The 12771-nt window shown below is 52.7% G+C and carries 8 protein-coding genes; 3 read left to right on the top strand and 5 right to left on the bottom strand.

Going from position 1 to position 12771, the window contains the following annotated elements; genetic code table 11:
* Positions 1-26 precede the first annotated feature (26 nt).
* Complete coding sequence (locus SH287x_RS14875) at positions 27-1937, bottom strand: ATP-binding cassette domain-containing protein (RefSeq protein WP_479515142.1); 1911 nt, start codon at positions 1935-1937, stop codon at positions 27-29.
* Positions 1938-2352: 415 nt separating this feature from the next.
* Between SH287x_RS14875 and SH287x_RS14870 the strand changes: the two genes are divergently transcribed.
* Positions 2353-5049 carry a PAS domain-containing sensor histidine kinase gene (locus tag SH287x_RS14870; protein WP_479515140.1) on the top strand — a complete coding sequence of 899 codons (2697 nt, stop codon included), beginning with the start codon at positions 2353-2355 and terminating at the stop codon, positions 5047-5049.
* Between the two features lie 90 nt (positions 5050-5139).
* Here the strand turns inward: SH287x_RS14870 and SH287x_RS14865 are convergent, their stop codons facing one another.
* A complete protein-coding gene (locus SH287x_RS14865; protein WP_479515138.1) occupies positions 5140-6279 on the bottom strand; it encodes a DUF1570 domain-containing protein in 1140 nt (379 codons plus the stop codon).
* A 182-nt stretch (positions 6280-6461) separates the two neighbouring features.
* Here SH287x_RS14865 and SH287x_RS14860 point away from each other — a divergent pair, with 182 nt between their 5' ends.
* Positions 6462-8048: a hypothetical protein gene (locus SH287x_RS14860; protein WP_479515136.1), complete on the top strand. Its 1587-nt coding sequence runs from the start codon at positions 6462-6464 to the stop codon at positions 8046-8048.
* A gap of 322 nt (positions 8049-8370) precedes the next feature.
* Positions 8371-10026: a glycine--tRNA ligase gene (locus SH287x_RS14855; RefSeq protein WP_479515135.1), complete on the top strand. Its 1656-nt coding sequence runs from the start codon at positions 8371-8373 to the stop codon at positions 10024-10026.
* Between the two features lie 231 nt (positions 10027-10257).
* On the opposite strand, the gene SH287x_RS14850 is transcribed toward SH287x_RS14855, so the two are convergent.
* The 3 genes from SH287x_RS14850 to SH287x_RS14840 all read right to left on the bottom strand — a co-directional run bounded on the left by SH287x_RS14850 (position 10258) and on the right by SH287x_RS14840 (position 12725).
* Positions 10258-11505, bottom strand: a complete 1248-nt coding sequence (locus SH287x_RS14850) for an anti-sigma factor family protein (RefSeq protein WP_479515134.1) — start codon at positions 11503-11505, stop codon at positions 10258-10260.
* Positions 11498-12091, bottom strand: a complete 594-nt coding sequence (locus SH287x_RS14845) for a sigma-70 family RNA polymerase sigma factor (protein ID WP_479515133.1) — start codon at positions 12089-12091, stop codon at positions 11498-11500. Before SH287x_RS14845 ends, SH287x_RS14850 begins: the two co-directional genes overlap by 8 nt.
* 280 nt (positions 12092-12371) lie before the next feature.
* Positions 12372-12725, bottom strand: coding sequence for a hypothetical protein (locus tag SH287x_RS14840; RefSeq protein WP_479515132.1), 354 nt, complete (start codon positions 12723-12725; stop codon positions 12372-12374).
* Positions 12726-12771: the final 46 nt, after the last annotated feature.

Here is a 12771-nt window from a genome sequence, read left to right as displayed (position 1 = left end):
GCCCGCCGTGGGGCGGGTTTTTGTGATCAGCCATTCTTTTTCGCTTCTAACTCATCCCATCGCGCATAGGCGTTGGCCAATTGTTCGTGCAGTAAGGCAAGCTGGCTGGTGGCTGATGCCACTTCTTTTGCCGCCTTTTTGAAGAACTCCGGCGAGGCCATCAGCGCTTCCAGCTGACCCTGCTCTCTCTCCAGGGATTCAATTTTTGCCGGAAGCTCGTCAAGTTCTTTTTGTTCCTTGAAGCTGAGCGGCTTCCCTTTCTTCATCGCGTCTTTAGAGGCTTCTTTCGTTGTCGCAGACTGGGGAGAGGAAGCCGTGGAGCGTGAAGGGCTGGCCTTGCTGGTCGCCTTTTGTGCCAACCAGTCGTCATAGCCACCGACGTAATCGTTGACGATGCCATCGCCTTCAAAGACGAGTGTCTGTGTGACGACGTTATTCACAAACGCCCGGTCGTGGCTGACCAGCAGAACGGTTCCGGGATACTCAACGATCAGATCTTCGAGGAGTTCAAGTGTCTCTGCATCAAGGTCGTTCGTCGGCTCGTCAAGTACCAGCAGGTTGGATGGCTTCGAGAAAAGTCGGGCAAGCAGCAGCCGGTTGCGTTCACCACCCGAAAGATATTTGACCAGTGTGCGTGAGCGCTCGGGTGAAAAGAGGAAGTCTTCGAGATAGCCGATCACATGCCGCCTGCGACCATTGACATCGATCATGTCGGAACCAGGTGAGACATTTTCCTGAACAGATTCATCATCGCTCAGTTGAGCACGCAATTGGTCAAAATACGCAATTTCCAGTCGGGTTCCCAGCCTGAGGGTTCCCGATTGCGGCTGCAATTCTCCCAACAGTGTTCGCAGCAACGTCGTTTTGCCACAACCGTTTGTGCCGAGAATCGCGATCTTGTCACCACGGGTAATGAGGATCGAAACATCCCGCAGAATTGTCCGGCCGCCAATCGCATAGTTGACGTTTTGAGCCAGCGCGACAATCGTCCCCGAGCGTTCGGCTTCCTTGTGAAGTTCCACCTTCACGTTGCCCACTTTGGCTCGTCGCGCAGCCCGTTCCTTGCGCATTTCCATCAGGGCTTTCACGCGCCCCTGATTGCGGACATTGCGAGCTTTGACCCCTTTTCTGATCCAGACTTCTTCTTGAGCCAGCTTTTTATCGAAGAGCGCCTGCTCGTGTTCTTCTGCGGTGAGGGCCGCTTCTTTGCGTTCGAGAAACGTCTGAAAATCACATGTCCAGTCGAACAATCGGGCACGGTCAATCTCAATGATCCGCGTGGCCAGACGCTGAAGGAACATGCGATCGTGGGTGATGAAGATCAATGTTCCCTGATATCGCATCAAGAAATCTTCGAGCCAGCGAATGGCGTCGATATCCAGATGGTTGGTTGGCTCGTCGAGCAGCAACACATCGGGTTCAATCACGATGGATTTCGCCAGCAGAACCCGGCGTTTCATCCCCGAGGACAGGCTGGCGAATGAGGTGTGGGGATCAAGCTGCATTTTTTGCAGAATCTGCTCGACCTGATGCTCCCATTCCCAGGCATGTGAAGGGTCCAGCGTGGCGGAAAGGGCTTCCAGCTTTGCCTGTTCTTCTGGGGAGAAGGGGGTGGTGGCGTGGTGCAGTCGATATTGGGCGGCCACCGCTTCCCCATGATCACCCAGTCCTCGGGCGACTTCGTCAAAGATGGTTCCTTGCACATTTGTGGGAACATCCTGGATTTGCCGGGCGATCTTCGCCCCTGCCTGTAGTTCCACCGAGCCGGTGTCTGGCTTCAACTCTCCTAGCATCAGCTTCATGAGAGTGGATTTGCCTGTTCCATTACGCCCGACCAGGCAAACGCGTTCTCCGGCTTCCACCTGGACAGTCGCCCCCTCAATCAGCGGCTTCCCTCCATAAGTGAAACTCAGATCTTTCAGACCTAACACTGCCATCCAGAAAACACCTTGAACTGAAGATCCTGAGAATCAAACGGGGCCATCGCAACCAGCCTGACGAGCCTTGATCTGAAGGTTATCAGGATCGACACCCGCCTGCATGCCAACCGAAAAATTGGAGCATTTATCAAAACTCTTCCCAGAAGCAGTATCCTTGGCGGTATAAACATGTTCTGATGCGTTGGTTGCTATGTGTTGACCTCTGTCCAGATCATCTCGACTGGCGACATTCAAGCTCCGTTCTGCACGTCAAAAATTGCATTTCATTTTTTCAAAAGCACAAAGCACCTTTGGCGTTTTGCGGAAACCGTCTGTCTGGATTGAAGGCGTATCTTTGAAGTCATTTGATCCGAAATCACAGAAAAATGGGATGTATTTCATTTTCTGAAAACACTGTCTCCGGGAGATGACCGTGAACACAATCAGCGCGGCCTGCGTCGACCCGGCGTTTCCTGCTTTGGCTCAGTTACAAAGTGTGCTGGAAACGGTGCCCATGGGGGCTGAGCTGATTGATTCGCAAGGCCGTGTCATTTTTGCGAACGCGAAATTCTTTCAGATGTACCGGTTCCCTCCTGAATACGCTCAGGGGACACAATGGGTCTCTCGCTTCCCTGACGCAACCCGCATGAATGCCACCGGTTTGAGTGCCACAGAGCAGTGGCTTGGCGCAAAGCTTGGCCGCCCGACTCATGGGGAACAGATTGAATATCGATCAGATGGCACCCCTCGAATGATCCGTTATCACTTTGAACGGATCATCAATGCTGATCTTCCCCCATTATGGGTTCGTTATTCCGAAGAGATCACCAGGACGTCACAGACAGAGACCGCGCCCGTCAGTCAAAATCTGCTTCCACGGGAAAGCATTCTTGAACAACTACCGGTACTTATCTGGCTGGCAGATGCTGAGCATCGCCGTATTTACAATAATTCCTATTGGCAATTTTTCACAGGGAAGTCTGCTGCCAGCTATTTAGGTCATGAATGGATCGAGCAGGTTCATCCCGATGATCAGGCACAGCTTAAAACACTCTCAACACACCAAGAGACCCAGGAACGCCAGTACCGCCTACGACGTCACGATGGAGCCTATCGCTGGATGATCGATCGCAGTCAACGATTGGCGGATTCTCAAAATGTCACCATCGGCTATACGGGGGTTTGTTTCGATATCACGGAGAGTGTTGAGCAACTGGAAGCCATTCATCGACGAAACAAACAACTCAAAGCCATTATTCATCTCGCTCCCACAGTGGCTATTCAGTGGCTCGATGAACATGGTTGTATTCTGATATGGAACGAAGCAGCAGAGACTTTGTTCGGTGTGGCGGCTTCAGAGGCCCTCGGAAAAAACTTTGATGAGGTCGTGCATACCCCACGAGAATTCCGCAACTTGTTTGCTACATTAAAACGGAGGTCAAATGGAAATGACGTTGTCGGGCCGTATGAGTTTCATATCCATCGAAAAAATGGCACTGGAGGAACAGTTCGTTCCACCATCTTTCGTATCCCCCGCGCGGACGGAGAACCAACCTATTGCTGCATGAACATTGACATTTCGGAACGCGTTAATATCGAACGGGCACTCACAAAAAGTGAAGCCAGTTTTCGTGAATTGGCCAACACATTCCCGGACGCGATTTTTATTCTTGATCCCGACATGTCAGGGGTAGAAAAAGTTCCTCTGCAAATCCTCTTTGCCAATAAATCTGTCAAAGAGGTCTATGGCTACCGTCCCGAAGAGATCATTGGGAAATCATTGCTGGCTGTGTTTGATACCCCTGAAATGGCGAGTCGCGCTGAAGGGAGAGTTCAGGAGATCCTGCGGGACAAATTTATCTGCTTTGAAGGGACACATCTTCACCGGAATGGCCATCTGGTTCCCATCAGTGTTTGTGCAGGGCACTTCCTCTGGGAAGGGCGACAGGTCGTTCTGAGTATTGTCCGTGATTTAACACGCCAACGATCTGCCGAAGAAGCGCTAAGGGAAAGTGAAGCCCGGTTCCGTTCCGCGTTTTATTCGTCTGCGATCGGCATGGCGATTGTCTCGCTAGAAGGATGTTATACTGAGGTCAACGACGCTCTCTGTTCAATGCTGGGGTATTCACGCGAGGAAATGAAGCAGCTTCGATTCGCAGCAATTACTCATCCTCGTGAGGCCAAGCGTGATACCGCCGCCATTGGTAGATTAGTCCGCGGTGAGATTCCTTATTATTCCACAGAAAAACAGTATCTCTGCAAAAACGGCCAATACGTCTCAATACAGCTCACAGCGTCTCTGGTGCGAAAGCAGGACGGAACGCCGGCCTACTTTGTCTCCCAGATCATTAATATCACAGAAAAGAAACGACTGGAGCAGGAACTCATTCAAAACCAGCGACTTTCTGTAATGCGGCAAATGGCCGCTGGCCTGACTCATGATTTCAATAATCTTCTTACCGTGATTCTGGGCTATTGCGAGACATTGTTATGTAGCCCTGAGACCACCGACGCGCAGCGAAAACTGCTCGATCCTATTAGCAATGCTGGCCAGCAGGCATCACGGATTATCCGTCAGTTACTTGCGTTTAGTCGCCGTCAGCCTCTGTCGGTTGAACGACTGAATCTGAATTCCGTGATCCAAAAATCGCACAGGATGATTCACGGTGTCATCCGGGAACAGATGCATCTCGAATTGAAGCTCGCTCAAGACCTTCCCGATATCCTGGCTGATCAACTCCAGATTGAGCAGATTCTCATTAATCTGGCGATTAACGCACGCGATGCGTCATCACCAGGCGGCCTGCTGATTATCGAGACGCAGCATGTTGAGTCGATAGATGCGATACCTAAAGGCGCGGTTCACTCGCGTGGCAACGAAAATCTCACGTTACACCCTCTTGTTCGCCTGCGTGTGACAGATTCTGGCAGCGGGATTCCCCCGGAGGTTCTCCCGCGTATATTTGAACCCTACTACACGACAAAAAGCGATGGACACGGGCTGGGGCTAGCGGTCGTTCACGGGATTGCCACTCAGTGTGGTGGTGTGATTCGTGTTTCCAGCCAGCTTCATCAGGGGACAACATTTGAAATTGATCTGCCTGCCCTCACGACACCAGAGAGTGATTGATCGGCATCTATTTATCGGGCATAGAGAGAGTGAACGGTTCCTGATGGTGACGCAACCCTCTTGCTCAGACTCTGACCGATCCAGGTTCTACTATCTTGTGTTTATCGCCTGTGACTGAAAGTAGCGAGTGATTTCTACTTCCAGCCAGCCTGGATCGACCTGGAGGGCCGCTTGAAATTTGTGCCGCCTGCGGTTGGCTGTTCTCTCTGATGAACCCTCTTCAATAGCGTCTTGTTTTGAATCGTTGATCAGGAGTTTTACATACTGCCTTGGACGTGTTTCCATCAGATAAAAAGTGACACCCCAGGCAATCGCATAAGCCGTCAGCGGGTCTTGTTCAAACACGTCGTCAGAATCAATGAACTTTGTTAGCCAACCTGTGGGCAACGACGGAAGAATCGTTTGGAGACGCTGCATTCGCTCCCGGTTCCAACGCTGTGACGAATTTGCAAACTGATTGCGTGTTCTGAGATTTTCATTCTCAAATGCCATCGCCAACCCCTCGACTAACCAGTGCGTGTTGCGATCCATCCGTGAGTGGATGCCGTGATTGAACGCCAGTTGATGAATGGCTTCGTGAACCAGAGTTGATCGTTGCGCATCTGTCGTTTCACCGGAACGAATGGGCGAGAGCAGAATTCGATTTGTGTCCAGAAAATAAGCCCCCACAAGAGTCTTGTGCGGAGACCCTCCCATTTTTTTGAGTGTTTGATCAAACTCCGAGCGACTGCCGGGCATGACCACGATCAACGGATATTCACAAGCAGGGAGTTCTTGACCATAGGCCCGGAACCAGGTGCAAAAATCACGGCGAACTTCCCCAAAAAGGTCTTTCAGTTCCGTGGCCATATCGCCCGAAGCTGCAACAATTAATCCCTCGGCGCTCGCAATTCGCAGGGAAGGCCACTCCCTGCTCAAATTGCTCCGCATTTCGACGGTTGAAAATGGCTGGAAGTTCCGTGCAAGAACTTCATATCTCGTGACATCTGAAATTCGCACCAACTGCTGTGAGCCATCAGGCTGTCGGAACCAGCAATTAGAAGGATCTTTTGCGACGACCTTACCTACGAGTTCTTCGCCCTCTACCGAAATTTTCAGGAGAGGATCAGCAGCCAGCACGGAAGACGCAGTCATCATCCACAGACAGAGCAGAAGAGAAACCCTCAGGGCAATTCCATAAGACAGATGCTGCCATCGAAAGGGGTTCCTCTCGAAAAATTGAGACTTCACGCTCTGTCCCTCCAACGGACACCACAAAGTCCGGCTATGATGATCTTCTCGCCCATGGCGTCGTCCCCGCAGGCAGATCCCTACTACAATTTCAGGGGCGTGATGGTCAGGCGAAACATCAAGGTTGAAGCCACGTTTTCCCCAAGTTGTTTGCAGATCCAGACAATCCGTGAGTCCAGCACATGTGCGTCTTTCCAGCTTACCTCACATCTTTAGCTAACTGCCGACGTTTTCGTGGGCCAGATCATCGATTGGCGATTCCTCAAAATCCCTCTCGGTGTGAACAGGAGACTCTTCCCACACAAGACAACAGTCAGGGTCTGTTTGTAGCAATCAAATGGCTTGTGATGGGCGGGGTGATGGTGTTGTTTTTGGGGGGGATGCCTGTAACTCAGGGGCAAACAACGCAGCAAGAGTCTGAACCGGTGCCGCTCACCCGGCAGGAGATGTCGGCTCAGGCAGCTCAGGCCATTCGCCAGCTTTCTGCCCGGCAGTTAGAGGTTCGTCAAGCGGCCGAACGCCGGTTGATTGCCCTGGGGCCGGAGTTGCTCCCCTCGCTGCCAGCGCCTGATGTCCTGGGGGAAAGTTCGAGCCGGGAAGCCCTGCGGCGAGTCCGCCGCCAATTAGAACTGGAATTAGCCAAACAAGCAGCAAAACCAACTCGCCTCACGTTGCAAGGAAAGCTGTCTCCTGACGAATTGTCAGCAGAGATGTTTCGTCAGACGGGAAATTCCGTGATCTTTCAACGTGAGCGTCTGGCGGAGGTCGAAGCATCATTCCCGAAACCATCCATCACTCTTCCAACTCCTGGCGGCGATCTGATCGATGTTCACTGGAATCACCTGACGTTTTGGGAAGCCATTCATGACTTGCAAGCGTCGACACGTTTTCGGGTAGACGCCACACAAACCTCCACGTCGCTGGTATTGAAAGAATATCCCGCAGGAGATGCCCCACCGATTCCGCCATCACAAGCGTCTGGGCCGTTTTTCTGGGATGTTGTCGGGATCGAGCAGAAGCCTCTCGTTAACTCTGACGACAGCTTACTACGCATCCAGTTACGCTTACGTGCCGAACCCCGGCTTGAATCGCTGTTTGTTTTTGTGGATGCCGCTGACTGGACGATCACTGCAGAGCCTGTTGTTCCAATTTCGAGTTCTGAAGACACCCGAACAGAGCAGCCGAACAATTCACACCCTTCGTTTACATCACTCCCTTTATGGAATCCGGCGGCCCGTTACGAATTGGTGGCTGGCCGAGTGAACGAGGGAACGTCATTCACCATTGATGCCATTTGCCCTGAAAGGCTGACTGGTCATTCGTATCAGATTTCTGGCAAAGCCCGCATCCACCTGGCACTTGTCCGTCAGGATTTTGACTTTCCATTGGCCGATTTAAAGCCGGGGAAATCGCTTCGTCGCGGAGGCGTGACAATCAGCATCCGTTCGCTCACGCCCTTTGATCAACGTCCTGGCATGGTGGGGATTTCTGTTGCCTACGACGTTAGCGGCCCGGCTTTTGAGTCCCACCGGGCGTGGGTCTTTCATCGACATGCCTGGCTGAAACAGACCGGGAGCGACCAGCGCGAACCGTTCCATCAATTGACGGTCAATCAGGTGACTCCCGGGGTCACCTCGGCGGAGTTTGAGTTTTCTCACGGGTTGAAAAAAGAGGAGACATTCATCTATTCAGCACCTCTCCTTCTGACAGATCTCATGGCCAACCTGAAAATCACTGTTCCTGCGACCGCAGAAACAAAAACGCCATAAGTCAATGGTGGAGAGATAAATCGAGATTTCCGGGTCATTGCATTGTGACACCACGCCTCCTTGTGGGAAGAAGGCTTCAGCGATCGGAAAATTCTCTTGACCCGACTGCGAGCCTGATTCAAAACTCCGTGTCATAATCACGTTCAGGGTGGCAGTTCCCGCTCACTTCGGGGACGATCTCACTGACAGCCATGAAACTGGCTCTTGAAGCCAGATTGATAATTGAGGACAAAGACCGGACGTCGCGCATTCTCGTTCAACCGAAATGTGACTAAGGCCATTGCCTCGCTTCACTTTTTTCTTACCAATCAGACAGACTTCAATGACTCAGCGAAACATGGACAAGATTGTGGCACTCGCCAAGCGGCGGGGGCTGATGTTCCAATCCTCCGAGATCTACGGCGGCCTCAACGGCTTCTGGGATTATGGCCCGCTGGGCGTTGAACTCAAACGCAATGTCCGTCAAGCGTGGTGGGAAGACATGATCACCCGCCACGATGAGCTGACGGTTCCCGCCGGTGCTCCCACGACATTCGATATGGTCGGCGTTGAAACCTCGATCATCATGCACCCACAGGTCTGGAAGGTCTCGGGCCACTTTGACCTCTTCTGCGATAAAATGGTCGACTGTAAGGAATCGCGCAAACGCTACCGGCTTGACCATGTGAAAGGTCGCTGGGTTGAAAGTGTGAAGCGCGTGCAGGGCGAGATTCCGGAAGGAGCCGCTCCAGAACGTGTCTTTATCACCAGTATGGCCGAACTCAATGATCGCGACGATGACATTGAAAAGAAGTCGCTCCAATACTTCGGTCTTCGCAGTAAAGATTCGGCCAAGTTGAAGTTTGTCGGCGATGTGGAAGGCTTGCCACCTTTGTCTCAGTTTGGAGATGTGATTGCTCCCGATGCGAAGACCAAAGGGACATTCACCGATCCCCGCGACTTCAACCTGATGTTCAAGACGACGCTGGGCGCCCTGGGAACCGATGACGATGCCGCCTTCCTGCGACCCGAAACGGCGCAGGGCATGTTCGTCAACTTCAAGAATGTCTGCGATTCCAGCCGCGTGAAGTTGCCTTTCGGTATCGCCCAGATTGGCAAGAGCTTCCGAAATGAGATTACGCCGAGAAACTTCACCTTCCGCTCGCGCGAGTTCGAGCAGATGGAGATGGAGTTCTTCTGTCATCCAAAAGATTCGCTGGCGTGGTACACCTACTGGCGCGACCGACGTTACAAGTGGTACACCGACCTAGGGATCTCGCAGGAGAATTTGATTCTTCGCGAGCATACTCAGGAGGAACTGGCCCACTACTCTGTGGGCACGGCCGACGTCGAATATGCCTTCCCATTCCTGGATGCTGGCGAATACGGCGAACTTGAAGGGGTGGCACATCGCGGAGATTTCGACCTGCGTTCGCACTCCCAGGGCAAGCTGCGCAAAGACGGTACTGAACTGGTTGTGGAGCAGGGAGCAGACGGCAAGCCCAAGTACGCAGGCAGCGGGAAAGATCTCTCCTACTTCGACGACCAGACCCGGGAACGCTTCTTGCCGCATGTGATTGAACCGGCGGCAGGTTGCGACCGCGCGACGCTGGCTTTCCTGTGCGAAGCCTATCACGAAGACAAACAGCCGGATGAAAAGGGGGAGATGCAGGAGCGTGTCATGCTCAAGCTTCACCCGCGGCTGGCTCCGGTGAAGGTAGCCGTCTTCCCGTTGATCAAAAAAGATGGCATGCCCGAGAAAGCGGCAGAGATCTATCGTGAATTCAAGCGAGCGGGCATTGCGGTCGCTTATGACCAGCAGGCCGCTATTGGCCGCCGGTATCGTCGCATGGACGAGATCGGTACCCCTTACTGCATCACCGTCGATGGCGACACAATGTCACAAGACACTGTCACCATCCGTAACCGCGACACTCTGGAACAAATCCGCCTGCCGGTAAAGGAAGTCATTGACCATATCGCCAAACTGGTGCGGTAGTCATATTACCACCCTGTCTTGACAGATAATTGAACTCGTCTGCGGGTGAAAGGCCTGCGGACGAGTTCGTAGCTAAACCTGTTATACATTTTTTGGTTAATACTATTGCTTTTGCATGACATTCCTTGCGGTCAGGCAAGCCATTCTCTTTTTAGCCATAGAGATGAGGAAGATCATCGTTTAGCAACGGCAGTGCTAAAACTAAGTCCAGTTTCAAATCGTGATGCGTACTTATCTCAGGGGAGCGACATCGCGAAATGTCCCGCCCAGGCGGATTTCGTCGAAATCTGTTGTATAGCGGCAGCTGACCGAGAGCTGATCGAACTGAAAATCTGGCAATGAGGTTTGAAACATCGCGGTCTCAAGAGATGGTTCTGTTTCCAGAAGTGGGTCAAACCAGACTGCGACTTCGTCTTTTCCCGGCTGAAACGTGATTCGTGCCACGAAAAAAACGGCTTTTCCCGACGACACTTCGCTGGAAATGGCCTCCGTTTCCTGGCCGTCCTGAAGAGAAGCCATCGACCAGTTTCCTGAACTGACAGAGGCAAGCTTCCCAAGGCGTAGCCCTGAGTGATCATTGCCCAATTGAAGAAAAGCAAAGTTGCTCAATCCTCGCCCATCAAATGACTGAGCCAAAAAACTGAGCCAGACCACGGAGCCATCACGGCCCACCGCCCGATCAACAATGAACGACTCGGGAAAATTCGCGACTGCCATGGAACGCACCGTTGTGCTCAGCGGGCCGGCAGCGCCGCGAAGCTGAATGCCAGTCGTCTTCAGACTATTTCCCTGAGCGTCGGTGTAGCTCAGCGGGCCAGATTTCCGCATGTCATTCGGTCGCCAGGCGTTGTTCAATACGTCGGCGATCAGTACCGACACCTTTGACGCGGTTTCGCGCCACGGTTCTGACCAGCCAATGCCGCCCGCGTGTCCCTGAATCCCTCCCATGGTCGGCCAGTAAATCTGATTCCCGACTGGAGGAGCGGGCGATGTCGGCGGATAGTCAAAACCTTCGTAAACCCATAACCCGGACGGTGCCGCTGGGGCAGTGATCACCGGCGGGGCGATGGCAGGAAGTGGCGTTTGTCGCCATGGGAAAAAAACGGCTCCCCCCGCGACAATCAACAGGATCAGCGAAACGAAAACCATGGTGAACCAATGACGATGGCGATGTGCTATGACGGAACCTGCGGGGGAGATCGGTTGCGCCTGAGGAATTGTTGTCAGCCCCTCTGGAGAAGGGAATGCCTTGGTTGGCCGGGTGATAGACAATAATCCCTGGGCATCGTCAGGAGTCGGTAGTTGGGCGTATTGCAGACGCTGTCTGAGAAACGCATGCAGGAAGATTCGGCGGAATGCGCGGTCGGCATGTTCAGGATGTTCTTTCAGCCAGGCCGCCAATGCTTCTGCCTGTTCCGGCGTAATCTCCTGCTGATCCAGGTGGGCGTCGACCAGTTCAAAGGCGTCTGATTCATCCATGGGAGACTGCCAGCCCTTGAAGTGATTTGCGTACGCACTCCGAGAGAGCCGTACGGATTCGTGATAGCGAGACGCGAACCGATGCTGACTCCATATCAAGTCGGACACCGATTTCCTGTGGTTTTAAGTCTTCAAAATACCGTAACTGAAGTAACGCGCGCGAGCGATCTGTCAGATGTCTTAAGCATTGTTCCAGTGCATGTTTTTCATCAGCCAATGATTCATGGACTCTGACACAAGCCTCTGACAGCGCCTCGATGGAGTCACCCAGAAAAACGACCTGCCCTCGTTGCCGGGCACGATAAAAGTCCGCAATTTTGACTTTTGCTATCCCTAGGGCCCAAGGCAAGAATGGCCGCGATGGGTCATAGTCGTCAAATCGCAGAGCAACGTCAGCGGCAATCTCCTGAAGCAAATCCTCGGCATCAGAGAACTGCGGCGTTGATGTCATTAAAAAAGCCATCAGCGGAGACTGGGCTTTCATCCAATTTCTGGCCAGCAATTCACGTGACCGAGATTGGGACAGGGCCTGCGACTGGGCCGTCGTGTCTTTGGGTGAAGGATCCGGGTTGTTGCTCACAATCATGCTGCCTCTTGGGGAGCAATGAGAGTAACCCGTATTGTGTGTCTCCGTCGAGGGCCAATTTGGCGTCGCAACGAGGCGTGCAGAGGCTTACCTCGTCAAGAACGCGACCTCTGATGAAACGCGTCTGAGCAGGCAAAACCGTTCGCCATGGCACAGCCTTTCCGGGAGACACTTCCCTGAAATGATCATTGCCATAAAAAACGATGCCCGCTCTTCTGGAATTTATCGCAAGAAGACAGCGGGCATCATTGGGGCATATTCTGCAAGCAGGCAGGCCGTACTACTTGGCAGCGGCAGCTTCGGCTTGCTTCAGACTTTCAGACATCACCCGAACCTGGTTGCGGAAGCGATTGGAGTGATACATGAATGTCGCGCGCTTCACCGAGCTGCCAGCAATGTTTGCGAGGTTCGCATACTTGGCTGAAAGAGCGATCTTCACTTCAATCTTGTGCTTGAGAACTTTGAGAGACATTGCATCAACCTGAAATTCGAGAGACCAAGGTATTTTTAGAGCGACTCGCTTTGGCGCTGCACTCTCGCGATGTAAAGCAAAAGTGAAGGAAGGATAACCACTCCATCTCCATCTGTCACGCTTCAAAACAAAACCAGTTGCAGGCAAAAAAAGATCGGACATGTGAAAGAGGGCCATCACAGTCCGATCAATCGGGTTTAATGCCGTT

It is taken from the genome of Planctopirus sp. SH287, assembly GCF_056500625.1.
The sequence above is the reverse complement of the archived record's forward strand: the minus strand, read 5'-3'. Positions and strand labels throughout refer to the sequence as shown.